Raw genomic sequence first — 25,672 nt, forward strand, 5'->3', positions numbered from 1 at the left:
AACCCTGTAGGAGCGAGCCTGCTCGCGATGGTCGTCAACGATTACGCGTGTTATCTGGATAAACGCGGTGTTCTCGGGTTCATCGCGAGCAGGCTCGCTCCTACAAAGGGTTGTGCGTTTCTGTCTTAGTGGGCGTGGCAGTCGTTGGCCGCGGCGCGTTCGCGCCCGCCGAGAATGTTGAACAGCAGGTTCAGCGACAGGGCGCTGAGGGTGGCCATGGCGATGCCGCTGTGGGTGATGGGGCTCATCCACAGGGGCAGGTGGGCGAAAAACTCCGGACGCACCACCGGGATCAGGCCCATGCCGATGCTCACCGCCACCAGCAACTGGTTGCGACGGTCACCGATATCGGTTTCCTGGAGAATCTTGATCCCGGTGGCGGCGACCATGCCAAACATCGCAATCGCCGCGCCGCCCAGTACCGCCGGTGGAATCGAGGCCACCAGGAACGCGGCCTTGGGCAGCAGGCTCAGGACGATCAGCAAGCCGCCGGCAACGATGGTCACCGAGCGGCAGCGCACGCCGGTCATCTGCACCAGGCCGATGTTCTGGGCGAACGAGGAATGGGTGAAGGTGTTGAAGAAACCGGCGAAGAACGAAGCGCCGGCGTCGCACAGCAAGCCGCGACGCAGCATGCGCGGGCAGACTTCCTGGCCGGTGATCTTGCCCAGCGCCAGGAACATCCCGGTGGACTCGACGAAAATGATCACCACCACCAGGCACATCGAAAGGATTGGCGCCAATTCGAACTTCGGCATGCCGAAATGCAGCGGGGTGACGAATTGCAGCCAGGGCGCGTTGCTCATGCCACTGAGGTCGACCATGCCGATCAGGCCGCAGAGCACATAGCCCAGGCACATGCCGATCAGTACGGAAATGTTGACCCAGAAACCGCGCATGAAGCGGTGCACCAACAGGATGGTGCCCAGCACCAGTGCGGCAATGGTCAGGTAGATCGGTGAGCCGAACTGCGCGGCCTGGGCGCCGCCGCCGGCCCAGTTCACGGCCACGGGAAACAGCGACAGGCCGATCGAGGTGATGACTGTGCCGGTCACCAGTGGCGGGAAGAAACGTACGACCTTGGACATGAACGGCGCGATCAGCATGCCGAAGAACCCGGCGGCGATGGTGGCGCCGAAGATCCCTTGCAGGCCGACGCCGGGCATCCCCGCCATTGCCACCATGCTGCCGACGGCGGCAAAACTGGCGCCCATCATCACCGGCATGCGGATGCCCATGGGGCCGATGCCCAGCGATTGCACGATGGTGGCGATGCCGGCGACCAGCAGGTCGGCGTTGATCAGGAAGGCGATTTCTTCACGACTCAGGCCAGCGGCCTGTCCGATGATCAGCGGCACCGCGATGGCTCCGCCGTACATCAGCAGAACGTGTTGCAGGCCAACCAGGATCAGTTGCAAGAGGGGTAAACGCTGAATGGCGGGTGCGTCGGGGATGCGTGCTTGGGATAGCTCGGACATGCAACACCTCGGATCTTTTTTATTCTTGTGATTATTTGCAGCACGTTTCCCTGTGGGAGCGGGCTTGCTCGCGAAGAGGTCATTGGACTCAACATCACTGTTGACTGACCCGACGCTTTCGCGGGCAAGCCCGCTCCCACAGGGGATTGCGTTGTACCTGTGTGAGGGGGCTTGGCCGCGATGTTTTGCTACTTAATTGGTCGGAGCACCCTGAACGATCCAGGCGCCGATCAGGTCGCGTTCCTGCTGGGTCATCTGGGTGATGTTGCCCAGCGGCATGATCTGGGTGGCGACGGCTTGGGCCTGGATCCGTGCAGCGTTCTGGCGGATCTGCTCAGGCGTGTCGAACATCACACCGGCCGGGGCCGCGCTGAACAGCGGGCTGGTCGGTTTGGCGGAGTGGCAGACGGCGCAACGTTCCTGGATCACGCTGTGGACCTTGTCGAAGCCGGGACCGGCATTGGACGCTTGCGCCGGTGCAGCGGCAGGCGCTTCTGCGGGTTTGGCTTCAGCTGGCTTGAGTCCGCCACCCAATGCGGTTTCCGGCAGCGGCTGGTACTCGATCGCCGCTGGAGCCTTGGCCACTTCAGGAGCACTGGACATCGGCTTCGGACCGGACACGTAGGCCAGGCAGATCATGCCCACCGCTGCCACTGGCAGGGTCCAGGCGAACTTGTGGCTGTCGTGACGGGTGTTGAAGTAGTGACGCACCAGCACCGCCAGTACCGCGATCCCGGCCAGGATCAGCCAGTTGTACTGGCTGCCGTAGGTGCTCGGGAAGTGGTTGCTGATCATGATGAACAGCACCGGCAGGGTGAAGTAGTTGTTGTGACGCGAACGCAGCAGGCCTTTGGCTGGCAGCGCAGGGTCCGGCGTGCGGTTCTCGGCGATGGCCGCGACCAGTGCCCGTTGCGCCGGCATGATGATGCGGAACACGTTGCCGACCATGATGGTGCCGATAAGCGCGCCGACGTGCAGGTACGCACCACGGCCGCTGAACACCTTGCTGAAGCCATAGGCCGCGCCAATGATCAGCACGAACAGGATTGCACCCAGCAGGGCAGGGTGTTTGCCAAGGGCGGAGTCGCAGAGGAAGGAGTAGACGAACCAGCCGATGAACAGCGAGCCCAGACCGATGGCCACGCCTTCAGGGCCGCTCAGGGTGCTGCCCGGAGCCAGCAGGTAGAGCGTCGGGTTGGAGTAGAACACCACGCACAGCAGCGCGATACCCGACATCCAGGTGAAGTAGGCTTCCCATTTGAACCAGTGCAGGTTGTCCGGCATGGTCGGTGGAGCCAGTTTGTATTTTTCCAGGTGATAGATGCCGCCGCCATGGATCGCCCACAGATCACCGGCCAGACCGTTTTTCGGATTGACCCGATTGAGGTTGTTTTCCAGCCAGACGAAATAGAACGACGCGCCGATCCAGGCCACACCGGTAATCATATGAACCCAGCGCACGCTCAGGTTCAGCCATTCCAACAGATGTGCTTCCACAGTCTTTACCTCTCGCCCGTCACGCTTATTGTCGCGTGATCGGACCTTCTCTTATTGGTGGGGGGCGAGGATCAAACGCTCATCCTCTTTGAAAAAATGCTCATCGCAGTTATTGCCTGTGCCACTGCGATCAACCACCAGGAAGTCATCCCGCTTTTCGATCGTCAGCACCGGGTGGTGCCAGACGCCGCGATGGTAATTGATGCCCTGCCTGCCGTTGGTGACGAAGGCGCGGACCAAGCCTGATACAGGTACATCGCCAAGTGGCGCGACCACGATCAGAAAGGGGTTGCCGAGCAGCGGAATGAAAGCCTGGCTGCCCAGCGGATGGCGCTCCAGCATGCTCACGGTCAGCGGCATGTCCTGCGCGTCGGCGCGGAAGATGCTGATGATCGCGTTGTCCTCAGGCGTAGCGGTTTGCACCGTCGCCAGTTTGTGGAAGCGCATGGTCGAACCGTTGTTGATCATGAAGTGATCGCTGCCGTCGGTTTCGATCACGTCACCGAAAGGGGCGAAGGCTTCTTTGGTCAGCGGTTCAATCGTCAGTGTGCGCATGCTGTTCTTTTCCGAATTCTGTGTTGTTTGATCTGCATTTGTGGCGAGGGAGCTTGCTCCCGCTGGAGTGCGCAGCACTCCCATTTCTTTTTAAACAAAGAGCGGGGCCGCTTCGCGACCCAGCGGCAGCAAGCTCCCTCGCCACAGGTTCAGCCTTATTTAGCGACCTTGCCCAGTACGCGCAGGCGGCTCACACCACCATCCGGGAACACGTTCAGGCGGATGTGGGTGATCGGGCCCAGCGCCTTGATCTGCTCGGCGAAGGTGTGTTCGGCGTGCATTTCCAGCTTCTGGCTTGGCAGCAGTTCGCGCCAGAACAGCGACTGGGTTTCGATCTGGCTGTCGGTACCGCCTTTGACGAAGGCACCCTGGATCGAGCAGCTGTCCGGGTAGTTGCCCTTGAAGTGCAGGGTGTCGACGATGACTTTCTCGACTTCACCGGCATGGCCCAGGGCGACGATCACCCAGTCATTGCCAGGCGTGCGACGACGCGCGGTTTCCCAGCCGTCGCCCATGTTGATGCCACGGCCAGGGTTGAGGATGTTGCTCATGCGGCCGAAGTGTTCGTCGGAGCAGGCCAGGGCGCGACCACCGTTCAGGGCAGCAGCCAGGTCGACCTGTTCGTTGTCGCCCACAGCGGACCAGTCGCGGAACGGTACGCCGTACACGCGCAGACGGGCCACGCCGCCATCCGGGTAGATGTTGAAGCGCAGGTGGCTGAAGGCCTGGTCGTTTTTGATTTCGTGGTAGTGGTGGCTGTTGCCTTGCAGCTCGACGGCCGACAGCACTTCTACCCACTGGGTGTTTTCGTTCGGCTCGCCTTCGGCCAGGAAGCAGGCTTCCAGGGAAGCCGATGGCGGGAAGTTGCCGGTGAAGAATGAAGTGTCGATGTCCACGCCCTTGATCGAACCCGGTACGCCCAGGCGGATCACAGCGCTGTCATAGCCTTCGAAGCGCTTGCGGCGCGACTCCCAGCCATCCATCCACTTGCCGTTGTCATCGAACACGCCCTCCTTCCACACGGCCGGGGTCGGTTGGAACAGACGGTTGGCGTCTGCGAACCAGTCATCGGTGACCGAGATGATTTTGGTGCCCAAGCGGGCGTCGGCCAGGTTGACGAACTTCTCGAAAGGTACGGCGTAAGCTTTCATTCTTCTTGTCTGCCTTTAATAAGTTGGCTTGGGATGCTCTCGGGGCCCTGGGTTCGTTCGGCGTTCTTGAATGAACTCGGGCCAGGATCGCTATAGGGTCAGTAATCGGAACAGGGCGATCTTGTTGATCTCCGCCAGCGCGCACTTGAACTCGGTGTCGACCGTGTTGTGGATGCGCGTTTCGAACGCTGCGAGGATCTGATGCCGGTTGCTGCCTTTTACCGCCATGATGAAGGGAAACTTGAACTTGGCCTTGTAGGCGTCGTTCAGCTCGGTGAAGCGCTGGAACTCTTCGGCCGTGCATTGGTGAATACCGGCGCCAGCCTGTTCATTGGTGCTGGCTTCGGTCAACTGGCCCTGGACGGCGGCTTTGCCGGCCAGGTCCGGGTGAGCGTTGATCAGGGCCAGCTGGCTGGCATGATCGGCGCTCAACAGGATGTCGCTCATGCGCTGGTGCAGGGTTTCGATCTCGTCGATCGAAGCGTCCTGGCCCAGGTCGAAGGCCTTTTCGGCCACCCATGGCGAATGTTCGTAGATGTCGGCGAAGGCTTTGACGAAGGCGTCGCGGCTCAGGGTCGAGGGTTTTACGGTTTGAAAGGTGCTCATTTGGCAGCCCCTTGGTACGGGTGGGTTTCGTGCCAGTGGCGCGCGATGTCGACGCGACGGCTGAACCACACCTGTTCATGACTTTTAGCGTATTCGATAAAGCGCTTGAGCGAAGCCAGACGCGCCGGACGGCCGATCAGGCGGCAGTGCAGGCCGATCGACAGCATCTTCGGTGCATCGGCGCCTTCGGCGTAGAGCACGTCGAACGCATCCTTGAGGTATTCGAAGAAATCGTCGCCCTTGTTGAAACCCTGGACCTGGGTGAAGCGCATGTCGTTGGTGTCCAGGGTGTACGGGATCACCAAGTGCGGCTTGCCGGTCGGGTTGTTCGGTTCCCAGTAGGGCAGGTCGTCGTCATAGGTGTCGCTGTCGTAGAGGAAACCGCCTTCTTCCATCACCAGGCGACGGGTGTTCGGGCCGGTGCGACCGGTGTACCAGCCCAGCGGACGCTCGCCAGTGATTTCGGTGAGGATGCGGATCGCTTCGAGCATGTGCTCGCGTTCCTGGGTTTCGTCCATGTACTGATAGTCGATCCAGCGATAGCCGTGGCTGCAGATCTCATGGCCGGCATCGACCATGGCGCGGATCACGTCCGGGTGACGCTGGGCGGCCATGGCCACGGCGAAGATGGTCAGCGGAATGTCGAATTCCTTGAACAGCTTGAGAATCCGCCAGACACCGGCGCGGCTGCCATACTCGTAGAGCGATTCCATGCTCATGTTGCGCGCGCCTTGCAATGGCTGCGCCGCGACCATTTCCGAGAGGAAGGCTTCGGATTCCTTGTCACCGTGCAGAATGTTGCGTTCGCCGCCTTCTTCGTAATTGAGTACGAAGGACAGGGCGATGCGGGCATTGCCCGGCCAGTGTGGGTGCGGAGGGTTACTGCCGTAACCGGTCAGGTCGCGTGGGTAGTCAGCGCTCACTGCAGTCTTCCTTCTTATTCGTGGCTTTTTGCAAAGTCAGGGTTGGCGTGGCGTGCCTGCGAATGAGAAGTCAGGCTGGCGTCACAGCGATGGGCTGATTGTATACAACTTTATATTCACTTTGTAAGCCTGAATTTTTGCATTTTTCGCTAACGGTCATCTTTCCGTGTTATTCGGAGGGGTGTGCAAGAAATCTGCCTATCTGGTCAGCTAAAGGTGGCAGGGTTCAGATAGCGTGTGCTTTGTCGGAAAACCGCCGTGGGATCGCTGGATCGCGATGCCACTGGTAAATATGTTGTTTTTATTGTGTACAATTTTTTTGAAAAGTGTCTTAATCAGTCGCTCGCCGCAGCTTTTCGTGTTCCGAAACGGTGCGGTCTCCTTTTCAACTGACTTCGGGAGGCGCGAGGTCTGACTGCTGAACGCAGGCAGGCGCGCAGAATCAATGGGACGTTTGACTACACACGTTTTGGACGCTGCACACGGTTGCCCGGGCAGCTCGATCAAGGTCGAGCTGTACCGCGTTGAAGGTTCGCAACTGGAATTGGTCGCCACTGCGACAACCAACAGCGATGGCCGTGTCGATGCACCGCTGTTGCAAGGCGATGACTACCGCACCGGGGTTTATCAGGTTCAGTTCCATGCGGGCGATTACTACCGCGCCCGTGGCGTTCAACTGCCCGAGCCTGCGTTCCTGGATGTGGTGGTGCTGCGTTTCGGCATTTCGGCAGAGCAGGATCACTATCACGTGCCACTGTTGATTTCGCCCTACAGCTATTCCACCTACCGCGGCAGCTGATCCCCCAAGCAGCTGCCTCACCCTGGAAGCGACTGCGCATATAGCTTCTTTGGTCTTTCGCCCGCTCACACTGCGGGCTTTTTTTCGCCTGTAGGAGCGAGCTTGCTCGCGATGGAGGTCCAGACAACGCGGTAACTCAGACCGCAGCGTTATCGTTGACGTCCATCGCGAGCAAGCTCGCTCCTACAATTCTTAACGGCTCAGAAGAGAAGCAGCCCCCGCGCCACTGAACAACCCGGCACTGATCCGGTTGAACCAGCTCTGCCCCTTGCCGCTACGCAGATACCGCGCCGCGCCATGGGCGCCCAGGCCATAGGCAACCTTGCACAGCAGATCGAGCACGGTCCAGGTCGCGATCATCACCAGCAACTGTGGCAGGAACGCTTGTTCGGCGTTCAGGAACTGCGGCAGGAACGCGGCGAAAAACAGGATGTCCTTGGGATTGCTCGCACCCAGCACGAACGCCCGCCCGAACAGTGCGCGAAAGCGCGGCAGCGGCGCAGCCTGAGGCACTTCGGCGCCGTGGGAAGGCTGGCGCGATTGCTGCCAGCTCTGCCAGGCGAGGTAGAACAGGTACAGCGCACCGACGATTTTCAACACGCTGAACAGCTGCTCCGAGGCCAGCAGCAACGCACCCAACCCCAGGGCGGAAGCACTCAGCAGGCAGATCGAGGCAAACACGCCCCCGAGAAATGCCGGGTAGGAACGGCGCAACCCGTAATTCAGGCTGTTACTGATCATCAGCAAGGACAGGGGCCCCGGGATCAGGATCACAACCAACGCAGCGCCGCTGAACAGCAGCCAGGTTTCCAGACTCATCACTTTCCTCCATTTGCACAAAAGCCTCACCCGACGGGGTGAGGCTGTTTTGAATCCTGTTCCGTTTACAAGAAGATGAACTTGGCGATGAAGATCGCGCAGAGCACCCACAGGCTGACGGAAATTTCCTTGTACTTGCCGGTACCGGCCTTCAGCGCCACGTAGGTGATGAAGCCCAGCGCGATACCGTCGGCGACCGAGAAGGTCAGCGGCATCATGATCGCGGTGACGATCGCCGGAATGCTGTCGGTGGCTTCGTCCCATTCAATGTGGGCCATGCCGCCCATCATCAGCATGGCCACGTAGATCAGTGCACCGGCGGTGGCGTAGGCAGGAATCATCCCGGCCAGCGGAGCGAAGAACATGGCTGCGATAAATAGCACGCCCACGGTCACGGCGGTGAGGCCAGTGCGACCACCTGCGGCGACGCCCGCGGCACTTTCCACATAGCTTGTCACTGGCGGAACACCGACCACCGCACCGAACACGCTGGAGGCGCTGTCGGCCTTCATTGCGCGGGAAAGGTTTTCGATCCGACCGTCAGCGCCCACCAGGTTGGCGCGCTGGGCCACACCCATCAGGGTGCCGGCGGTGTCGAACATGTGTACGAAGAGGAAAGCCAGCACCACACTGATCATGCTGACGTTGAACACGCCGGCGACATTCATGGCCATCCAGGTCGGGGCCAGGCTCGGCGGGGCCGACATGATCCCTTCGTAATGCACCAGGCCCAGGCCCCAACCGGCCAGGGTCACGGTAATGATGCTGATGAGGATCGCACCGAAGACCTTGTGATAGCTGAGGATCGCGATCATCAGGAAGCATACGGCGGCGAGCAGCGGGCCAGGTTCGCGCAGGGAACCGAGCTTGATCAGGGTTGCCGGGCTATCGACGACGATGCCCGCGGTTTTCAAGCCGATCAGCCCCAGGAACAGGCCCACGCCGGCACCCATGGCGAAGCGCAGGCTGACTGGGATGCTGTTGAGCAGCCATTCACGAATCCTGGAAAAGGTCAGGATCATGAACAACACACCCGAGACGAACACCGCGCCGAGGGCGGTTTCCCAGTTGTAGCCCATGGTGCCGACCACGGTGTAGGTGAAGAACGCGTTCAAGCCCATGCCCGGCGCCAGGCCGACTGGCCAGTTGGCGTACAGGCCCATGAGCAGGCACCCCAGCGCGGCGGCGATGCAGGTGGCGACGAAGGCGGCGCCATGATCGATGCCCGCGTCCGCCATGATGTTGGGGTTGACGAAGATGATGTAAGCCATCGTGATGAAGGTTGTCAGACCGGCAATCAGCTCGGTCTTCACCGTGGTGCCATGCAAGCTGAGTTTAAAGATGCGCTCCAGCCAGCCATTGCGTAGAGGCGGCGAGAGATCCAGCGTCGATGCTTCGGATTTGCGGCTTTCCACAGCGAGTACTCCTCAAGAGTTTTATTTTTATTTCCAGGGCCGGATCCGAGAGGGGTGGCAGCGGCCCTTTGAGGTGCTTGCGAATTTGTTGACTCATTGGTCAGAAACTCGCACGAAGTGGATTATGCTTTTGTATACAAAGAAAGCAAATAATGTTTTTGATTTTGTAGACGAAAAGTTTGGCAATCGGGATATATCGCCTGACAGGACGCCATCGCGGGTAAGCCACGCTCCCACAGGTTTTGTGCCGTTCGCTGACCTTGTGAACGACGAAGACCCTGTGGGAGCGTGGCTTGCCCGCGATGACTGACTTAAGGGCCGGTAATTTTTACTGGCTTTCCCCCAATGCCAGATTCACCGCCAGCCAGCCATTCACCGCTGCTTCCCCGGCTTCGGCAAACACTCGCTCCAGCAACTTCACCTGCTCACGGCGCAGAGCCTGTTCAAACCGCGCGCCCTCATCGGTCAGTTCCAGCAGCCGTTTTCGCTTGTCCGTCTCGGACGCGACGCTGTTCACCAGGTGCATTTCCAGCAACTGGCGCAGCGGCATGTTCAGCGCCTGCTTGGTTACGCCGAGCAGTTCCAGCAGCTCCTTGACGCTGAGGTTCGGGTAACGGGCGACGAAAAACACGATGCGTTGATGCACCCGGCTCAAGCCGCGGCGCTCGAGCATTTCGTCGGCCTTGGCGGTGAAGGCCTGGTAGCCGAAGAAAAACGCTTCCATGGCCTGTTGCTGGGAATTCGGGTTTTTAAGGTCAAGCATGTTGACGTATCCGCTCGGGCTGTCGTAATTTCGGTCAACAAGTTTGACTCATTTTCCTCTGGCCTCGCTACCGGTGATCCCCATGGCTTTTTCCGAACGTGTCTCGCGCCTCAAAAGTTCTCTGATCCGTGAAATCCTCGCCGCGGCCCAGCGCCCGCAAGTGATGTCATTTGCCGGAGGCTTGCCCGCCGAAGCCATGTTGCCCAAGGTCGAGTGGGCGGATATGCCGGTAGCCATGGGCCAATACGGCATGAGCGAAGGTGAGCCGGCCTTGCGTGAGGCCCTGGCGGCCGAGGCGCGGGCCTTGGGTTTGCCGTGCAAGGCGAGCCAGGTGCTGGTGGTCAGCGGCTCCCAGCAAACCCTTGATCTGGCGGCCAAGCTCTACATCGACAAAGGCACCGAAATTGTCCTCGAGGCCCCGACTTACCTGGCAGCGTTGCAGATTTTCCAGCTGTTCGGTGCCGATTGCCTCACCGTACCGCTGGAGTCCGATGGACCGAACCTGGCGCAATTGCGCGCCTGCCTGGAGCAACACCGCCCGGCGTTCATCTACCTGATCCCGACTTTCCAGAACCCGTCGGCCGTGCGTTACAGCGAGGCCAAGCGCGAGGCCGTGGCGGCTTTGCTCGATGAGTTTGGCGTGACCTTGATCGAAGATGAGCCTTACCGCGAATTGACCTTCGATGGCGGCAGCGCCAGACCGATTGCCGGCCGCCTGAAAAAATCCAGCTGGATTTACACCGGCACCGTCTCGAAAACCCTGTTGCCGGGGTTGCGCGTGGGTTACCTGATCGCCAGCCCGGATTTGTTCCCGCACTTGCTCAAGCTCAAGCAGTCGGCGGACCTGCACACCAATCGGGTCGGCCAATGGCAGGCACTGCAATGGATCGGCAGCGAGTCCTATCGGCAGCACCTGAGTGAGCTGCGTGACTTTTATCGGGTACGACGCGATGCGTTTCAGGCGGCGCTGGAAACGCACTTTTCCGATCTGGCGGATTGGAACATGCCACAGGGCGGGCTGTTTTTCTGGCTGACACTCAAGCAACCGCTGGACACCCGGACCCTGCTGAATGGGGCGTTGGCCAATGATGTGGCGTTCATGCCGGGCGAGCCGTTCTTTCCGGAGCCGGATAACCACCATGGGCATCTGCGCCTGAATTTCAGCCACATCGACCCGGCACGGCTGGATGAAGGGCTTGGGCGATTGGCGGCTGTGGTGCGACAGGCTCAGGCGGCGAAAGCGGCGTGAGGGGAGGGTAGAAACAAATAAACCGGCCATTGGGCCGGTTTATTTTTGTCCGAAGACTCTCGGTGTCTGTTCTGGCTTCATCGCGAGTAGGCTCGCTCCCACAGTTGATCGTATTCCAATGTGGGAGCGAGCTTGCTCGCGATGAGGCCATCAATCACACCACCAAACCATCAGGCAGCAGCAAAACGCTTATCCAGATAATCAATGATCACCTTGGACTCATACATCCAGGTGGTCTTTCCATCTTCTTCGATACGCAGGCACGGCACCTTGATCTTGCCGCCTTGCTCCAGCAGGGTCTGGCGATCCTGTTCGTTGTTCTTCGCATCACGCAACGCCACCGGCACGTTCAGGCGACGCAGGGTACGGCGGGTTTTCACGCAGAACGGGCAGGCGTGGAACTGGTACAGGGTCAGGCCCTTGGCGGCGGCTTCGACCTGGGCCTGAGCGGCGGCGGGGCGCTGCTTCTTGCCGGGACGGGTGAGGAAGTCGATGAAGATGATCAGTTGGCCGAGGCCGACACGAAGCGCTTTGACTAACACGTTACAAGCCTCACGGGGCAAATGAAGAAAGGCGCGCAGCTTACCTGATTTTTCTCAGGCGAAAAAAAACCGGCGATGAATGCCGGTTTTTCTTGTCGTGCGAATTACTTGATCAGGCTGAGAAATTCGCTGCGGGTCGCGGCGTTCTCGCGGAACTCACCGAGCATCACCGAGGTGATCATCGACGAATTCTGCTTTTCCACACCGCGCATCATCATGCACATGTGCTTGGCCTCGATCACCACCGCGACGCCCAGGGCACCGGTTACCTGCTGGACCGCATCGGCGATCTGGCGGCTGAGGTTTTCCTGGATCTGCAGGCGGCGGGCGTACATATCGACGATCCGTGCGACTTTCGACAAGCCCAGCACCTTGCCGCTCGGGATGTAGGCGACGTGGGCCTTGCCGATGAATGGCAGCAGGTGGTGTTCGCACAACGAGTAGAGCTCGATGTCCTTGACCAGCACCATTTCGCTGTTGTCGGAGCTGAACAAGGCACCGTTGGTGACTTCTTCAAGCGTTTGTTCGTAACCGCGGCAGAGGTACTTCATGGCTTTGGCGGCACGTTTTGGCGTGTCGAGCAGGCCTTCGCGGGAGACGTCCTCGCCCAATTGGCCGAGGATCGCGGTGTAATTCTGTTCCAGGGACATGAAACTACCTGTGGGATTTTACGCAAAGAACAAGGGTACGGTGGCGGACACGGCGCTGCAAGCGCGACGCATCAGCTTTACTCGTCGCGACCTTCCATCATGGTGCGTTTGAGCATCACATAAACCGCGCCGGCACCGCCGTGTTTCGCCTGGCAAGAGGTGAAGCCCAGCACCTGAGGATGCTGGCGCAGCCAGGTGTTGACGTGGCTTTTGATCATCGGCCGCTTGCCGTCCAGGCGCACGGCCTTGCCGTGGGTGACGCGCACGCAGCGGATTTCGAATCGGGTCGCTTCTGCCAGGAAAGCCCACAGGGTTTCCCGGGCCTTTTCCACGCTCATGCCGTGCAGGTCGAGACTGCCTTCGAACGGAATCTGCCCGACCTTGAGCTTGCGCATCTGGCTTTCCTGCACGCCGTCACGTGCCCACATCAGCTCGTCTTCAGGCCCGACGTCGATGACGAACTGATCGGACAGCCCGTCAACAGTGGTGGTATCAGCGCGCACGGTGGCGGCCTGGCGCAGCTTGGCAATCTGTGCGCGGTCAGCTTTGGGTTTGCCGGTTTCGGCGCGATCATGCTTGATCGGCTTGACGCCTTGGATCGCGCTTTTGAACAGGGAAAAATCGTCGTCTTGCATGTCAGCCTCCGCGAAGGGCGGCCAGTTTACCCAACTCGAAGCAAATGGGCGCGCGACAAAACGCGCGGCGTTCAATGCAGGCCCGGGTCTCAGTCGTGTTTTTTCATCAGGTGCGGCGACATGTTCAGCTCTCGCGACTGCCGCGAGCGGCGTCGGCAGCGGCGCCACAACCAGACGCCGATGTACAGCACTAACAGGCCGATCACCAGGATCACCGCCGCGCCGGCACGGTTGGTGTTCAACTCGCCCAGGGCTTGGGCGTGGCCCAGCAGTGCGGCGACGCCGGCCATGGCGAGCAGCACTCCGCAGGTAGCCAGCAGCGCGGCGAATGCCGCGCCGATTCGAAAACGCCAGTTGCGCTGGCCCTTGGGGCGCAGGCGGCGAGCGTCAAAACCATCGGATAACTTCATTCCGACCTTCCTCAGTGGGTATCGGCCCTTCGACCGGAAGTTGACCGGGTTGTTCCTGAGGCTAAGACAATTACAACTAATGGGAGGCTTTTGCGGATGAGCGGCGCATGGGCCGCTCATTGATCGTGGGTCAAACCAGGTCGTTGGTCTGGGCTACGGCAGCAAAGTTGTCCGCCATGATTGCCATTTCAGTCTGTTGCACATGCTCGGCGCTCAGTACACCGCCTTTGTAGGGCAGGTCGCGGGTGGCGCAGGCGTCTTCCACGAGTGTGCAGCGGAAACCCAGGTTTTTCGCCGCCCGTACCGTGGTGCTGACACTGGAATGGCTCATGAAGCCACACACCACCAGGTCCACCGAACCCAGGTCTTCCAGGCGTTTTTTCAGATCGGTGCCATGGAAGGCGCTCGGCAGGATCTTTTCAATCTTGATTTCGCCGGCGAGGGGCTCCAGCCCCGGAATGAATTGCCCGCGCTCGCCGCGAGGGTCGAACAGGCCACCGACGGTGCCGAGGTGGCTGACATGCACGATCGGCCGACCGGCCGCACGGGCGGCAGTCACCAATTGTTTGATGTTCGCAACCGCCGCATCCATGCCGCTCAGGGCCAGGGGGCCGCTGAGGTACTCTTTCTGGGCATCGATGATGATCAGGGTTGCATGACTCAGTTTGGCCGCTGCATAACCGCGGCCGCTGAGTTGAAACATCGTTTGTGGAACGGACATTCTGGGGCTCCTTGGAGTGGGGCTTTTGCGCCATTGTCCTCTGGCTGAGCGCTTCTGTGAATCGCTACCATCGTAGGCACCGTCGTTACTGGCGTGCAGCGTTGTCAAGTGGTCCGTTTTGTTCAATAGCAAGCTGAAAAAAGAGATTAGTCCTACATCGGCTCCGGTGTTTTCCCGCATCGTCGTCGCGGCGACGTTTGACTGATAGAATCGCCCGTCGATTTTTCTGGAGTTTGCCGTCGTGATCACTTCCCGCCTTCGTACCCTGCGTGACCATATCCGTTGGGCCGTCAGCCGCTTCCATGGGGAGGATCTGTTTTTCGGCCATGGCACCGACAATGCCTGGGACGAAGCCCGCCAACTGGTGTTGGGGGCGCTGCATTTGCCATGGGAGATCGCTGACAGCTACCTCGACTGCAATCTGGAAGAAGACGAAGTCGCGCACTTGCAGCTATTGCTCAAGCGCCGCATCGAAGAGCGCGTGCCGACCGCCTACCTGCTGGGCGAAGCCTGGTTCTGCGGCCTGTCCTTCATCGTCGATGAGCGCGTGCTGATCCCGCGCTCGCCGATTGGCGAGTTGATCGAAAACCGTTTTACCCCTTGGCTGGGCACCGAGCCTGCACGAATCCTCGACCTGTGCACCGGCTCGGGCTGCATCGGTATCGCCTGCGCCTACGAGTTCCAGGACGCCGAAGTGGTACTGGCCGACCTGTCGTTCGAAGCGCTGGAAGTGGCCAACCAGAACATTGAGCGCCATGGCGTCGACACGCGGGTCTACACGGTACAGGGCGATGGTTTCGATGGCTTGCCGGGGCAGCGCTTCGACCTGATCGTGTCGAACCCGCCGTACGTCGACGCCGAAGATTTCGCCGACATGCCGGACGAGTACCAGCACGAACCGGAACTGGGCCTGGCCTGCGGTGACGATGGTTTGAACCTGGTGCGGCGCATGCTCGCCGAAGCGGCGGATCACCTGACCGAGAAGGGCTTGTTGATTGTCGAGGTGGGCAACAGCCAGGTACACGTTGAAGCGCTGTACCCGGAAGTCGATTTCGCCTGGCTGGAGTTCGAGCGCGGCGGGCATGGCGTGTTCATGTTGACGGCCGAGCAGTGCCGGGATCATCAGGCGCTCTTCGCTTCCCGCGTCTGACCTTTAAAACTCATCGCGAGCAGGCTCGCTCCCACAGGGTTCGGTGTCGTACACAAGAACTGTGGGAGCGAGCCTGCTCGCGATAGCCGCACATCGGTCTCAAGCAGTTACCGGTGCGTCGCAATCCAGATCAACAACCCCGCCTGAAACACCGCAAACGCCACCAGACAGGTAATGGTGAACCGCAACCCCGCGTCTTCACGCTTGTACTTGCTGACTTTCTCTTCGTGCTTCTTCAGTTTGACTTCCTGTTCGGCCAGGTTCTGCTCAGCCTGCTGGAGCATCTGCGCCGCTTCGAGAATTTCCACGACCTGCAGTTTTTCCGTGTTCCAGTCGCCCAACAGGTCGCCGACCTGCACCTCTTTGACGCTGCCTTTCAGATGCTGGGCGTCGGCGTACACCACATCGAAGCCGTGGACCCGCAGAAAGTGGTCGCGGCGCAGGCGCGTGTCTTCGTTCAGCGCGTCCTTATTGTTCAGGTCGGTGCCGTCGACGGTGTAGCCGGGCCAGCGTTTCTTCGCCCAGTTGATACCCTGCGCCGCCATGAACCGGCCGATGCCGCGGTTCAGCGGCTCGATCTGCAGGCCGCTGTCCGGGCCGAAATGCACGCGTTTTTCCGTGTGGTCGACCCACACGTCCAGATGATTCTGCTCCTTGCGTACCCGCTGGCCCGGCAGGGTGATGGTCATGCGCATCAGGCTGCGCTGTTTGTCATTGCGTTCGGCGTAACCGAACTCGACAAAGCGCAGGGGCCGCCCACCGGTGTTGCGATCGGTCTGCAATGGCGCCAGGCGGAGCATCTTGTGGTGCTCGACGTGGACGTCCGCCCATGGCAGCTCGACCGCTGGCGGTGCTTCTTTTTCAGCGGTGGTGTCGGGTGTAGTCGGGGTATCAGTCATAACGGCGAGATCCTGTCCAAGCTCAGCTCATCGCCAGCACGTGCGCTGGCGACAATGGCTTATCGGCCGTTTTGTGCAGAACTGGAGAGCAAACAGCGCTTAACTGGAGCGAAGTCCGTCAATAAACCCGAGGATTCGCGTGCCCAGTTCCGCCGCCAGTGGCAAATTCGGATCTTTGTAGGACGCCAACTGACGTTTGACATCGTTGGGCACGATGCGCAGGACATGGTTCATGCCCTCGATCAGCGCCAGTTCGGCATCCGGTTTGGCCGCCTTGAGATGCCGGGCGTCTTCGACCCCGACCTGGATATCGTTGCTGCCCTGGATGATCAGCGCCGGCATTTTCAAGCGGGCGAAGGCCGCCGCCGGGTCCTGGCGAAACAGCGAAATCAGGTACGGCTGCACGCTCGGACGGAAAATCACCTGAAGGGGCGGCGGCACGTTGTCGTCGGTTTTCCCGGCCTTGAGGCTGTCGAGCAGCTCGTTGCTGCGCAGCATCAGCGCCGGCGGCAGGCTGCGGGCCAGTTGCTGGCGCAATACCTGATCGATTGGCCGTGCGCTGCCGGACATGGAGATCACCGCTGCCGCATCGACGTCCGGCGCGGCGAGGGTGGCGATCAACGCGCCCTCGCTGTGTCCGAGCAGGATCAGCTGACCAAAGCGCGGATCGGCCTTGAGTTTGCGGCCCCAGGCTTCGGCGTCGGCCACATACTTTTCAACCGTCAGGTTGCGCTCGTCCGGGGTGGCCGCCAGGCTGGCCGCCACGCCGCGCTTGTCGTAACGCACGCTGGCGATGTTGTGCTTGGCCAGTACCCATGCCAGGCGTTTGAGGCTGTCAGTGCGCCCGCCGTCGGGGTTATTGCCGTCGCGATCCGTGGGGCCGGAGCCGGAAATGATCAGCACAACCGGTACCGGTGTGTCGGATTTGGGCAGCAGCAGCGAGCCGAAAAGCTCGCCGTTGCCGGTGTCCAGGGTGACAGGCCGTTGCAGCACGGTGGCCTGGGCGAAGCCGGTAAACAAGGTCAGGGTCAAGAGCAAAACTCGAAGCATCATCACGCCATCATCCACACGATGCCGGTTTGACTCGCAGGCACCCATAAGGTTCGAGGATGAACTACTTGGGTAGCCTGCGTATACTGGCGCGCATTACGTATTTGGGTTCGATTTCACGGAGCGTCCTGCATGTCCGGCAATACCTACGGCAAGCTGTTCACTGTCACCACCGCGGGCGAAAGCCATGGCCCGGCGTTGGTCGCCATTGTCGATGGCTGCCCGCCGGGCCTCGAGATTTCCCTGGAGGATCTGCAGCGTGACCTGGACCGGCGCAAGCCCGGCACCAGCCGTCACACCACCCAGCGCCAGGAAGCCGATGAGGTCGAAATCCTCTCCGGCGTGTTCGAAGGTCGCACCACCGGCTGCTCTATCGGCCTGTTGATCCGCAACACCGACCAGAAGTCCAAGGACTACTCGGCGATCAAGGATCTGTTCCGTCCCGCCCACGCCGACTACACCTATCACCACAAATACGGCGAGCGCGATTACCGCGGCGGCGGTCGCAGCTCGGCCCGGGAAACCGCCATGCGCGTGGCGGCTGGCGCCATCGCCAAGAAGTACCTGGCTACCCTGGGCATCGTCATTCGCGGTTACATGAGCCAGCTGGGCCCGATCGAAATCCCGTTCAAGACCTGGGATTCGGTGGAACAGAACGCTTTCTTCAGCCCGGATCCGGACAAAGTGCCGGAGCTGGAAGCCTACATGGACCAGTTGCGCCGCGACCAGGATTCGGTCGGCGCGAAGATCACCGTGGTGGCCGAGGGCGTTATGCCGGGCCTGGGCGAGCCGATTTTCGATCGCCTCGATGCGGAACTGGCCCACGCACTGATGAGCATCAATGCGGTCAAGGGCGTGGAAATCGGTGCCGGCTTCGCCTGCGTTGCCCAGCGCGGCACCGAGCATCGCGATGAGCTGACCCCGGAAGGCTTCCTCAGCAACAACGCTGGCGGCATCCTCGGTGGTATTTCCTCCGGCCAGCCAATCGTTGCCCATCTGGCGCTGAAACCGACCTCGAGCATCACCACCCCGGGTCGTTCCATCGACATCAACGGCAACCCGGTGGAGGTCATCACCAAGGGCCGTCACGACCCATGCGTGGGCATCCGTGCCACGCCGATTGCCGAAGCGATGATGGCGATCGTGCTGATGGATCACCTGTTGCGCCACCGTGGGCAAAATGCCGATGTGCGCGTGAGCACTCCGGTGCTGGGCCAGCTCTGAATGGCTGACCTGAAAAACGCCGCAGTCTGATGGCTGCGGCGCTTCCGTACTGGCGGCTCTCCAGTTTCTATCTGTTTTATTTCGCCTTGCTCGGTTCGACGGCGCCGTTTCTGGCGTTGTATTTCGATCACCTGGGTTTTACCGCCGCGCGCATCGGTGAACTGGTGGCGATCCCGATGCTGATGCGTTGCGTGGCGCCGAACATCTGGGGCTGGCTCGGTGACTACACTGGCCGGCGCCTGGCCATCGTGCGCTTCGGCGCGATCTGCACATTGCTGACCTTCTCGCTGATTTTCGTCAGCAAGACCTACGCCTGGCTGGCGATGGTCATGGCCTTGCACGCGTTCTTCTGGCACGCGGTATTGCCGCAGTTCGAGGTCATCACCCTGGCGCATTTGCAGGGGCAGACCTCGCGCTACAGCCAGATTCGCCTGTGGGGCTCCATCGGTTTCATCATCACCGTGGTCGCGCTCGGTCGGTTGTTCGAGTGGCTGAGCCTGGACATCTACCCGGCGGCGCTGGTGTTGATCATGGCCGGCATCGTCCTGAGCAGCCTGTGGGTGCCCAACGCCCAGCCGCCCCAGGGCACGCGGTTGGCGGGAGAGGGCTTCCTCGCCCAGTTGCGCAGCCCCGGCGTGCTGGCGTTTTACGCCTGCGTGGCGCTGATGCAGATGAGCCACGGCCCGTATTACACCTTCCTGACCCTGCACCTTGAGCGCCTGGGTTACAGCCGTGGGGTGATCGGCATGCTCTGGGCCGTTGGCGTGGTGGCCGAGGTGTTGATGTTCATGGCCATGAGCCGGATTCTCGCGCGCTTTTCCCTGCGTCGAGTGTTGCTGGCGAGTTTTCTGCTGGCGGCGCTGCGCTGGTTGCTGCTCGGTTCCCTGGCCGAATATCTCTGGGTGCTGCTGTTTGCCCAAGTGCTGCACGCAGCGACCTTCGGCAGTTTTCACGCCGCTGCCATTTCTTTCGTGCAACGTAGTTTCGGTGCGCGCCAGCAAGGGCAGGGCCAGGCGTTGTATGCCGCACTGGCCGGCACCGGCGGTGCAATGGGCGCGTTGTACTCCGGCTACAGCTGGAATGCCCTCGGCGCGGCATGGACCTTTAGTATTGCCAGTCTCGCAGCCGTCGCGGCTGCCGTTATCATTGCCACACGTATGCAAGAGGACAGGCCATGAGCCTTACCCGTGAACACCTCGCCCAGGAAATCATCGACGCCGGGCGTTTTCTGTATGGCCGCGGCTGGTCGCCGGCCACCAGCAGCAATTATTCGACGCGACTGTCGCCGACCGAAGCCCTGCTGACGGTATCGGGCAAGCACAAGGGCCAGTTGGGCCTCGACGATGTGCTCGCCACGGACCTCGCCGGCAATAGCCTGGAACCGGGCAAGAAACCTTCCGCCGAAACCCTGCTGCACACGCAGCTCTACAGCTGGCGCGCAGAGATCGGTGCGGTGCTGCACACCCACTCTGTGAATGCCACGGTGCTGTCGCGCCTGACACCGGCCGATTTCATTGAGTTCGAAGACTACGAACTGCAAAAAGCCTTCAGCGGCGTGTCGACCCACGAATCCCGGGTACGGGTGCCGATTTTCGACAACGACCAGGACATTGCGCGCCTCGCCGCCAAGGTTCAGCCTTGGCTCGACGCCCATCCCGATTGCGTCGGCTACCTGATTCGCGGCCACGGTCTCTACACCTGGGGCGCGCGCATGAGCGACGCGTTGCGGCAGATCGAGGCCTTCGAATTCTTGTTCGAATGCGAGTTGAAGACTCGCAGCGTATTGAACCGTTAACGGCAGACTTCACAAGTCGCCCATTGCCTGATGCAGCGCTGCGCCCGACCGGTGTCCACAAACCGGACGGCGCGGCCGATACCGAGGAATCGCCCCATGAGCAGCCTGTCCGTTTATCACGTCTCCAGCCCTGAAATCCCCAACAAGGTGCTGACCCATTTCGAAGACATCGCCTCGACCCTGGCCGAGCAGGGCGTGCGCTTCGACCGCTGGCAAGCGGCCGCGAAGATCCAGCCCGGCGCCAGCCAGGAAGAAGTGATCGCGGCTTACCGGACGCAAATCGATCAGTTGATGACCGAACGCGGCTACATCACGGTCGACGTCATCAGCCTCAACAGCGATCACCCGCAGAAAGCCGAATTGCGCGCCAAGTTCCTCGATGAACACCGCCATGGCGAAGACGAAGTACGCTTTTTCGTGGCCGGGCGCGGCTTGTTCACCCTGCACATCGACGACTACGTCTACGCCGTGCTCTGTGAAAAGAACGATCTGATCTCGGTTCCGGCCGGCACCAAACACTGGTTCGACATGGGCGAACACCCGCATTTCGTGGCGATCCGCCTGTTCAACAACCCGGAAGGCTGGGTGGCGAATTTCACCGGCGAAGACATCGCCAGCCAATTCCCGCGTCTTGAGGACTGAGTCGATGCCGATCAAAGCGATTCTCACCGACATCGAAGGCACCACCAGCGCGGTGAGTTTTGTGTTCGACGTGCTGTTTCCCTACGCCGCCAAACATCTGCCGGACTTCGTTCGTCAGCAGGCCGGGCGTGCCGATGTGGCCGAACAGCTGGACGCGGTGCGCCGGGACAACCATGAGCCCGATGCCGACGTGGAGCGTGTGATCGAGATCCTGCTGGGCTGGATCGCCGAAGACCGCAAGGCCACGCCGCTCAAGGCGTTACAGGGGATGGTCTGGGAGCAGGGTTATCAGGCCGGGCAACTCAAGGGCCACGTGTACCCCGATGCCGTTGAAGCGCTCAAGCGCTGGTACCAGGACGGTTATCAGCTGTTCGTGTATTCCTCGGGTTCGATCCAGGCGCAGAAACTGATTTTCGGCTGCTCGGAGGCGGGGGACCTGACACCGCTGTTCAGCGGCTATTTCGACACCACGTCGGGACCCAAGCGCGAGGCGCAGTCCTACGCCAACATCACTCAGGCGATCGGGCTTGAGGCGTCGCAGATACTGTTCCTGTCGGACATCGTCGAAGAGCTGGATGCGGCGCGTACAGCGGGAGTGGCCACTTGCGGGCTGGCCCGTGAGGGCGGGGAACTGGCGGGGCATGTCACTGTGGACAGTTTTGCCCGCATAGATCCCACCACTTTCTAAACAACAGAAACCCTGTAGGAGCGAGCCTGCTCGCGATGGTCGTGAACGATAACGCTGGAGACCTGATGCCCAGCGGCGTTTTCGAGACCATCGCGAGCAGGCTCGCTCCTACAGGGAAATAATATTTATGCCGAATGATAAGTCGGCAACGCAAACCGTTGCTGGCTCTGCAACATCGAAATCTGTGGCAACTCGCTGGCTTGCTCGGCGAGGTCGCGGCGGATGGCGCTGATGACCCATGTCAGTTGATCGCCATTGTGCAACTGCTGATAGGAAATCGAGCGTTTGAAGACTCTGTCTTCGGAGCCACGCAATGTCAGCAGGATCCCGCCATCCGGGCGAGGTTGCGTGGTGACTTCGAAGTTGGAAAACAACGATGCAAATTTTTCCTGGATCAGGTTCATGTCTTTCAGCTCCGTGATGACTTGAATGGCAAGCATGTCCAGAGCGTTGCAGTGATTGTGCCAGCATCCGTGATCAACAAAAAACGTTTAAAAACAGTAAGTTATGTTTATGGTTGATTTTTGCTTTCGTGCAATTTGCAAGAATGGCTATCGTGCATCCTGCATTTTGCGAGGTTCTCGGCGGTTCGGTTGAACCATTTGAAGCGCCGGCGCTCACGATCTCCAACACCGCTGTTGCGGATACAAAACATTTCAAAAACCGCGTGTACAGCTCAAGAACCGTTGACGTATTTTCGGGCTTCCATCAGCGCCGCCCGACAATAAGAAGATCGAACGGGAGCAACCATGAGCCGCACGTCAAGCGACACGATTACCTGGAGCATGATGCTCCGCAAGCTGCCGTCGATTGCCAAGGCCTTGCCGCGGGTGGTCAAAGGCATGCAGGTTGCCAACGTCAAGGACCCGACCCAGCCGTGTGGCCTGGCCTGGAGTTTCGAACAGGCAACCCTGCGTAACCCCGATGGCCCGGCACTGCTGCACGATGCGCTTTCGCTCAGTTATACACAGGTCAACCAGTGGGCCAATCGCATCGCCCATCACCTGATCGACCAAGGCATCGGCAAGGGCGATGTGGTGGCGGTGTTCATCGAGAACCGCCCGGAGCTGCTGGTGACGATACTGGCGGTGGCCAAGGTCGGCGCCATCAGTGCCTTGCTCAACACCTCGCAGACCCGCGACACCCTTGTCCATAGCCTGAACCTGGTGGCGCCGGCCGCCATTGTCGTCGGCGAGGAGTTGATCCCGACGTTTCTGGCGGTGCGCGACCAAGTGTCGATCCCGGCAGGGCACTGCTGGTTCGTTGCCGATCAGAACACCTACGACCATCCGGGCATTGCCCCCGAAGGCTTCATCAATCTGATATCGGCCAGCATTGACGGCCCGGACGACAACCCGGCCAGCAGCCAGCAGATTTTCTTCGACGACCCTTGTTTCTATATCTACACCTCGGGCACGACCGGCTTGCCCAAGGCCGGGGTGTTCAAACACGGTCGCTGGATGCGCAGCTTCGCCAGTTTCGGGATGGTCGCGCTGGATATGCGCCCGACCGACATCGTTTATTGCACCTTGCCGCTGTATCACGCCACCGGCCTTTGTGTGTGCTGGGGCTCGGCCATCAGCGGCGCGTCGGGGTTTGCCCTGCGTCGCAAATTCAGCGCCAGCCACTTCTGGAGCGACGTGCGCAAATACCGCGCGACCACCCTGGGTTACGTCGGCGAATTGTGCCGTTATCTGGTGGATCAACCGCCCAGTGCGGATGACGACCGGCACACTGTGACCAAGATGATCGGCAATGGTCTGCGCCCCGGCGCGTGGCGTGAGTTCAAGACGCGTTTTGGCGTAAAGCACATTTGTGAGCTGTATGCCGCCAGCGACGGCAATATCGGTTTCACCAACATCCTGAATTTCGACAACACGGTGGGCTTTTCCCTGATGTCCTGGGAGTTGGTCGCCTACGACCATGACAGTGGCGCGCCGATCCGTGCTGCCAATGGTTTGATGCGCAAGGTCGGTAAAGGCGAGCAGGGGCTGTTGTTGGCGAGGATCGACGACAAGGCGCCGCTGGATGGCTACACCGACCCGCAGAAAACCGAGAAAGTCGTGCTTCATGATGTGTTCGTGAAGGGCGACCGTTACTTCAACACCGGCGACTTGCTGCGCAACATCGGTTTCGGCCACGCGCAATTCGTCGATCGCCTGGGCGATACCTACCGCTGGAAGGGGGAAAACGTCTCGACCACCGAAGTCGAGAACACGCTCCTCAAGCATCCGCAGATCTCCGAGGCGGTGGCCTATGGCGTGGAAATCCGCAACACCAATGGCCGTGCGGGGATGGCGGCGATCACGCCCGCCGAATCCCTCGCGACCCTGGATTTCAGTGCGTTGCTGGCATTTCTGCGACAACAGCTGCCGGCCTATGCGGTGCCGCTGTTTCTGCGGGTGAAGCTGAAAATGGAGACTACCGGGACCTTCAAATACCAGAAAACCCGGCTCAAGGACGAAGCGTTCGACCCGGGCCGCACCGGTGATGACCCGATCTACGCCTGGTTGCCGGGCACTGATACCTACGTGCAGGTCACCGAGCAATTGCTGTCGGAAATTCAGGGCGGCCTCTATCGTTATTGAGAGTCGTCATTGAATTTGGCTATGGCCGCATATCGGAAAAAACAAGTGACAGGCCTGGGGCTGCTCGGGAAACTATCGGTTTTCCGAATGACAGAACCTGGAGTGTCCAATGTCTGACCAAAGCCGCCAGATGACCCCCGAAGAAGCTGCCGAGTTTGCCGAACAGGTATTCAACAAGGCGCGGGAGGGCGATGCGGCCATGATGGCTGCGCTGCTGAGCAAAGGCCTGCCGCCGAACCTGCGCAATCACAAGGGCGACACCATGCTGATGCTGGCCGCGTACCACGGCCACGTGGACACCGTGAAAGTCCTGCTCGAACACAAGGCCGACCCGGAAATCCGCAACGACAACGGCCAGAGCCCGATTGCCGGTGCAGCCTTCAAGGGTGACCTGGCGGTGGTCACGGTGCTGGTTGAAGGTGGCGCCCAGGTAGACGGTTCATCGTTCGACGGCCGTACTGCACTGATGATGGCGGCCATGTTCAACCGCGTGGCCATTGTCGACTACCTGATCAGCAAAGGCGCCGATCCGAAAGCCAAGGATGCCAATGGCCTGACGGCGCTGGATGCGGCCAGGACCATGGGGGCTAACGATACCGTTGCGCAGCTGGAAAAATTGCCGGGTTGATCGCCTGTCGCTGATCTCTGTGGCGAGGGAGCTTGCTCCCGCTCGACTGCGAAGCAGTCGTAAAGCTGATAAACGCGGTAAACCTGAATAATCACGAACGTTGGTTTCAGGGCCGCTTTGCAGCCCAACGGGAGCAAGCTCCCTCGCCACAGGGTCCGCAGCGACTGCTAGATGCGTTATCCTTCGCGCCCTCAAAATTCCCTCGCTACAGGATCTGCCCCATGAAAGCCGCACTCGTCGAACTCATCAGCAAAATCAGCTCCGGGTGCATGGGTGAAGATGAAATCCTCAAGGTCGCTGACGAAGCGGCCCAGGCTTATGCGGACCCCGAGGCCTTTCTGAGCGCCAACCCGGACATCAATTACGACGACACCTTCCCGATTCCGCTGGGGGAGTGGGTGGTCGTGGGCAGTCTTCCCGAGACCGTGCTGTTCCAGGCTGACACCTATATGGATCTGTTCGCCCAGATCGTCGCCTCTTTTGGCCCGGGCGTGGAGTTCAACCTCAAGCCCAAGCAACTGGCCAAGACCGAGGCCCTGACCGCGCTCAATCGCATCCAGGTGCAAATGAGCAGCCTGAGCAAGGAAAACGGCGGCTACACGCTGATGAACATCAGCCAGTTGCTCGACGACGAACTGCAGATGGTCCTGGTCTACGGCAACGACGTGCCACGGGTGCTCGAGTTGTGCGCGCAGGTCGGCATCGCAGCGGCACCTGCCCTGGAAGCCCTGAAAGTGGCGATCCACGTCTGAGGCGACAAAGCTGTCAAAAAAACGGAACCCTGGGCAGGGCCGG

At 60.5% G+C, this 25,672-nt stretch carries 28 protein-coding genes; 11 read left to right on the forward strand and 17 right to left on the reverse strand.

The genetic code is table 11. The features are described 5' to 3' along the window. Positions 1-125: 125 nt before the first annotated feature. From ABTV29_RS08045 to puuE, 6 genes are all read right to left on the reverse strand, one after another. Positions 126-1,478 carry a nucleobase:cation symporter-2 family protein gene (locus ABTV29_RS08045; protein WP_433769586.1) on the reverse strand — a complete coding sequence of 451 codons (1,353 nt, stop codon included), beginning with the start codon at positions 1,476-1,478 and terminating at the stop codon, positions 126-128. Between the two features lie 192 nt (positions 1,479-1,670). After that, complete coding sequence (locus tag ABTV29_RS08050; protein ID WP_433769587.1) at positions 1,671-2,975, reverse strand: urate hydroxylase PuuD; 1,305 nt, start codon at positions 2,973-2,975, stop codon at positions 1,671-1,673. A 51-nt stretch (positions 2,976-3,026) separates the two neighbouring features. Beyond that, positions 3,027-3,530: an ureidoglycolate lyase gene (locus ABTV29_RS08055; protein WP_077044671.1), complete on the reverse strand. Its 504-nt coding sequence runs from the start codon at positions 3,528-3,530 to the stop codon at positions 3,027-3,029. Positions 3,531-3,685: 155 nt separating this feature from the next. Continuing rightward, positions 3,686-4,681 carry an allantoicase gene (gene alc, locus ABTV29_RS08060; RefSeq protein ID WP_433769588.1) on the reverse strand — a complete coding sequence of 332 codons (996 nt, stop codon included), beginning with the start codon at positions 4,679-4,681 and terminating at the stop codon, positions 3,686-3,688. A gap of 90 nt (positions 4,682-4,771) precedes the next feature. After that, positions 4,772-5,287 carry a 2-oxo-4-hydroxy-4-carboxy-5-ureidoimidazoline decarboxylase gene (gene uraD, locus ABTV29_RS08065; RefSeq protein WP_433769589.1) on the reverse strand — a complete coding sequence of 172 codons (516 nt, stop codon included), beginning with the start codon at positions 5,285-5,287 and terminating at the stop codon, positions 4,772-4,774. Next, the gene (gene puuE, locus ABTV29_RS08070) at positions 5,284-6,210 is read right to left on the reverse strand and encodes an allantoinase PuuE (protein WP_433769590.1); all 927 of its coding nucleotides are present in this window, start codon (positions 6,208-6,210) and stop codon (positions 5,284-5,286) included. Before puuE ends, uraD begins: the two co-directional genes overlap by 4 nt. Before the next feature lie 445 nt (positions 6,211-6,655). Between puuE and uraH the strand changes: the two genes are divergently transcribed. Further along, positions 6,656-7,009: a hydroxyisourate hydrolase gene (uraH, locus tag ABTV29_RS08075; RefSeq protein ID WP_095196830.1), complete on the forward strand. Its 354-nt coding sequence runs from the start codon at positions 6,656-6,658 to the stop codon at positions 7,007-7,009. Between the two features lie 192 nt (positions 7,010-7,201). On the opposite strand, the gene ABTV29_RS08080 is transcribed toward uraH, so the two are convergent. From ABTV29_RS08080 to ABTV29_RS08090, 3 genes are all read right to left on the reverse strand, one after another. Beyond that, positions 7,202-7,828: a LysE family translocator gene (locus tag ABTV29_RS08080; protein ID WP_433769591.1), complete on the reverse strand. Its 627-nt coding sequence runs from the start codon at positions 7,826-7,828 to the stop codon at positions 7,202-7,204. A 65-nt stretch (positions 7,829-7,893) separates the two neighbouring features. Next, on the reverse strand, positions 7,894-9,243 hold the full coding sequence (locus tag ABTV29_RS08085; protein ID WP_085716882.1) for an NCS2 family permease: 1,350 nt from the start codon (positions 9,241-9,243) through the stop codon (positions 7,894-7,896). A 328-nt stretch (positions 9,244-9,571) separates the two neighbouring features. Continuing rightward, positions 9,572-10,006, reverse strand: coding sequence for a MarR family winged helix-turn-helix transcriptional regulator (locus tag ABTV29_RS08090; protein WP_433769592.1), 435 nt, complete (start codon positions 10,004-10,006; stop codon positions 9,572-9,574). A gap of 82 nt (positions 10,007-10,088) precedes the next feature. Between ABTV29_RS08090 and ABTV29_RS08095 the strand changes: the two genes are divergently transcribed. Further along, positions 10,089-11,255: a PLP-dependent aminotransferase family protein gene (locus ABTV29_RS08095; protein ID WP_433769593.1), complete on the forward strand. Its 1,167-nt coding sequence runs from the start codon at positions 10,089-10,091 to the stop codon at positions 11,253-11,255. A gap of 170 nt (positions 11,256-11,425) precedes the next feature. Here the strand turns inward: ABTV29_RS08095 and ABTV29_RS08100 are convergent, their stop codons facing one another. The 5 genes from ABTV29_RS08100 to ABTV29_RS08120 form a co-directional block, all read right to left on the reverse strand. After that, the gene (locus ABTV29_RS08100) at positions 11,426-11,797 is read right to left on the reverse strand and encodes a glutathione S-transferase N-terminal domain-containing protein (protein ID WP_433769594.1); all 372 of its coding nucleotides are present in this window, start codon (positions 11,795-11,797) and stop codon (positions 11,426-11,428) included. Between the two features lie 104 nt (positions 11,798-11,901). Further along, complete coding sequence (gene folE, locus ABTV29_RS08105; RefSeq protein ID WP_110964232.1) at positions 11,902-12,447, reverse strand: GTP cyclohydrolase I FolE; 546 nt, start codon at positions 12,445-12,447, stop codon at positions 11,902-11,904. A gap of 77 nt (positions 12,448-12,524) precedes the next feature. Then, the gene (locus ABTV29_RS08110) at positions 12,525-13,082 is read right to left on the reverse strand and encodes a Smr/MutS family protein (RefSeq protein WP_433769595.1); all 558 of its coding nucleotides are present in this window, start codon (positions 13,080-13,082) and stop codon (positions 12,525-12,527) included. 89 nt (positions 13,083-13,171) lie between these two features. Next, a complete protein-coding gene (locus ABTV29_RS08115) occupies positions 13,172-13,492 on the reverse strand; it encodes a hypothetical protein (RefSeq protein ID WP_433769596.1) in 321 nt (106 codons plus the stop codon). Between the two features lie 130 nt (positions 13,493-13,622). Next, on the reverse strand, positions 13,623-14,213 hold the full coding sequence (locus tag ABTV29_RS08120) for a cysteine hydrolase family protein (RefSeq protein ID WP_433769597.1): 591 nt from the start codon (positions 14,211-14,213) through the stop codon (positions 13,623-13,625). A gap of 241 nt (positions 14,214-14,454) precedes the next feature. On the opposite strand from ABTV29_RS08120, the gene prmB reads away from it, so the two are divergent. Continuing rightward, positions 14,455-15,363: a 50S ribosomal protein L3 N(5)-glutamine methyltransferase gene (gene prmB, locus ABTV29_RS08125; protein ID WP_433769598.1), complete on the forward strand. Its 909-nt coding sequence runs from the start codon at positions 14,455-14,457 to the stop codon at positions 15,361-15,363. A gap of 107 nt (positions 15,364-15,470) precedes the next feature. On the opposite strand, the gene ABTV29_RS08130 is transcribed toward prmB, so the two are convergent. Then, entirely contained in the window at positions 15,471-16,262 is a 792-nt protein-coding gene (locus ABTV29_RS08130) for a hypothetical protein (RefSeq protein ID WP_110964227.1), read from the reverse strand. 99 nt (positions 16,263-16,361) lie between these two features. Then, positions 16,362-17,360, reverse strand: a complete 999-nt coding sequence (locus tag ABTV29_RS08135; RefSeq protein WP_433769599.1) for an alpha/beta hydrolase — start codon at positions 17,358-17,360, stop codon at positions 16,362-16,364. 84 nt (positions 17,361-17,444) lie between these two features. On the opposite strand from ABTV29_RS08135, the gene aroC reads away from it, so the two are divergent. The 5 genes from aroC to mtnC all read left to right on the forward strand — a co-directional run bounded on the left by aroC (position 17,445) and on the right by mtnC (position 21,661). Then, positions 17,445-18,536: a chorismate synthase gene (aroC, locus tag ABTV29_RS08140; protein ID WP_433769600.1), complete on the forward strand. Its 1,092-nt coding sequence runs from the start codon at positions 17,445-17,447 to the stop codon at positions 18,534-18,536. A gap of 29 nt (positions 18,537-18,565) precedes the next feature. Next, complete coding sequence (locus tag ABTV29_RS08145; RefSeq protein ID WP_433769601.1) at positions 18,566-19,714, forward strand: MFS transporter; 1,149 nt, start codon at positions 18,566-18,568, stop codon at positions 19,712-19,714. Beyond that, a complete protein-coding gene (locus ABTV29_RS08150) occupies positions 19,711-20,331 on the forward strand; it encodes a methylthioribulose 1-phosphate dehydratase (RefSeq protein ID WP_433769602.1) in 621 nt (206 codons plus the stop codon). The genes ABTV29_RS08145 and ABTV29_RS08150 overlap by 4 nt, the downstream gene beginning before the upstream one ends. Before the next feature lie 96 nt (positions 20,332-20,427). Further along, a complete protein-coding gene (locus tag ABTV29_RS08155; protein ID WP_433769603.1) occupies positions 20,428-20,973 on the forward strand; it encodes a 1,2-dihydroxy-3-keto-5-methylthiopentene dioxygenase in 546 nt (181 codons plus the stop codon). A 4-nt stretch (positions 20,974-20,977) separates the two neighbouring features. Further along, positions 20,978-21,661 carry an acireductone synthase gene (gene mtnC, locus ABTV29_RS08160; protein WP_433769604.1) on the forward strand — a complete coding sequence of 228 codons (684 nt, stop codon included), beginning with the start codon at positions 20,978-20,980 and terminating at the stop codon, positions 21,659-21,661. Between the two features lie 125 nt (positions 21,662-21,786). Here the strand turns inward: mtnC and ABTV29_RS08165 are convergent, their stop codons facing one another. Further along, complete coding sequence (locus ABTV29_RS08165; RefSeq protein WP_433771787.1) at positions 21,787-22,065, reverse strand: DUF3509 domain-containing protein; 279 nt, start codon at positions 22,063-22,065, stop codon at positions 21,787-21,789. A gap of 345 nt (positions 22,066-22,410) precedes the next feature. Between ABTV29_RS08165 and ABTV29_RS08170 the strand changes: the two genes are divergently transcribed. From ABTV29_RS08170 to ABTV29_RS08180, 3 genes are all read left to right on the forward strand, one after another. Then, a complete protein-coding gene (locus ABTV29_RS08170) occupies positions 22,411-24,249 on the forward strand; it encodes a long-chain-acyl-CoA synthetase (RefSeq protein ID WP_433769605.1) in 1,839 nt (612 codons plus the stop codon). A gap of 109 nt (positions 24,250-24,358) precedes the next feature. Then, positions 24,359-24,877 (forward strand): ankyrin repeat domain-containing protein, encoded by a 519-nt coding sequence (locus ABTV29_RS08175; protein WP_433769606.1) that lies wholly within the window; start codon positions 24,359-24,361, stop codon positions 24,875-24,877. 221 nt (positions 24,878-25,098) lie between these two features. Beyond that, entirely contained in the window at positions 25,099-25,629 is a 531-nt protein-coding gene (locus ABTV29_RS08180) for a hypothetical protein (protein WP_433769607.1), read from the forward strand. Positions 25,630-25,672 lie beyond the last annotated feature (43 nt).

Origin of the sequence: Pseudomonas putida (genome assembly GCF_050989985.1) — a bacterium.
In the GTDB taxonomy this organism is placed as follows: Bacteria; Pseudomonadota; Gammaproteobacteria; order Pseudomonadales; family Pseudomonadaceae; genus Aquipseudomonas; species Aquipseudomonas putida_AI.

Coding starts and splice junctions, on each gene's coding strand:
- ABTV29_RS08045 (WP_433769586.1), bottom strand. CDS start 1,478: ATGTCCGAGCTATCCCAAGCACGCATCCCCGACGCACCCGCCATTCAG.
- ABTV29_RS08055 (WP_077044671.1), bottom strand. CDS start 3,530: ATGCGCACACTGACGATTGAACCGCTGACCAAAGAAGCCTTCGCCCCT.
- alc (WP_433769588.1), bottom strand. CDS start 4,681: ATGAAAGCTTACGCCGTACCTTTCGAGAAGTTCGTCAACCTGGCCGAC.
- uraD (WP_433769589.1), bottom strand. CDS start 5,287: ATGAGCACCTTTCAAACCGTAAAACCCTCGACCCTGAGCCGCGACGCC.
- uraH (WP_095196830.1), top strand. CDS start 6,656: ATGGGACGTTTGACTACACACGTTTTGGACGCTGCACACGGTTGCCCG.
- ABTV29_RS08080 (WP_433769591.1), bottom strand. CDS start 7,828: ATGAGTCTGGAAACCTGGCTGCTGTTCAGCGGCGCTGCGTTGGTTGTG.
- ABTV29_RS08090 (WP_433769592.1), bottom strand. CDS start 10,006: ATGCTTGACCTTAAAAACCCGAATTCCCAGCAACAGGCCATGGAAGCG.
- ABTV29_RS08095 (WP_433769593.1), top strand. CDS start 10,089: ATGGCTTTTTCCGAACGTGTCTCGCGCCTCAAAAGTTCTCTGATCCGT.
- folE (WP_110964232.1), bottom strand. CDS start 12,447: ATGTCCCTGGAACAGAATTACACCGCGATCCTCGGCCAATTGGGCGAG.
- ABTV29_RS08110 (WP_433769595.1), bottom strand. CDS start 13,082: ATGCAAGACGACGATTTTTCCCTGTTCAAAAGCGCGATCCAAGGCGTC.
- ABTV29_RS08115 (WP_433769596.1), bottom strand. CDS start 13,492: ATGAAGTTATCCGATGGTTTTGACGCTCGCCGCCTGCGCCCCAAGGGC.
- ABTV29_RS08120 (WP_433769597.1), bottom strand. CDS start 14,213: ATGTCCGTTCCACAAACGATGTTTCAACTCAGCGGCCGCGGTTATGCA.
- ABTV29_RS08130 (WP_110964227.1), bottom strand. CDS start 16,262: ATGACTGATACCCCGACTACACCCGACACCACCGCTGAAAAAGAAGCA.
- ABTV29_RS08135 (WP_433769599.1), bottom strand. CDS start 17,360: ATGGGTGCCTGCGAGTCAAACCGGCATCGTGTGGATGATGGCGTGATG.
- aroC (WP_433769600.1), top strand. CDS start 17,445: ATGTCCGGCAATACCTACGGCAAGCTGTTCACTGTCACCACCGCGGGC.
- ABTV29_RS08145 (WP_433769601.1), top strand. CDS start 18,566: ATGGCTGCGGCGCTTCCGTACTGGCGGCTCTCCAGTTTCTATCTGTTT.
- ABTV29_RS08150 (WP_433769602.1), top strand. CDS start 19,711: ATGAGCCTTACCCGTGAACACCTCGCCCAGGAAATCATCGACGCCGGG.
- ABTV29_RS08155 (WP_433769603.1), top strand. CDS start 20,428: ATGAGCAGCCTGTCCGTTTATCACGTCTCCAGCCCTGAAATCCCCAAC.
- mtnC (WP_433769604.1), top strand. CDS start 20,978: ATGCCGATCAAAGCGATTCTCACCGACATCGAAGGCACCACCAGCGCG.
- ABTV29_RS08165 (WP_433771787.1), bottom strand. CDS start 22,065: ATGAACCTGATCCAGGAAAAATTTGCATCGTTGTTTTCCAACTTCGAA.
- ABTV29_RS08170 (WP_433769605.1), top strand. CDS start 22,411: ATGAGCCGCACGTCAAGCGACACGATTACCTGGAGCATGATGCTCCGC.
- ABTV29_RS08175 (WP_433769606.1), top strand. CDS start 24,359: ATGTCTGACCAAAGCCGCCAGATGACCCCCGAAGAAGCTGCCGAGTTT.
- ABTV29_RS08180 (WP_433769607.1), top strand. CDS start 25,099: ATGAAAGCCGCACTCGTCGAACTCATCAGCAAAATCAGCTCCGGGTGC.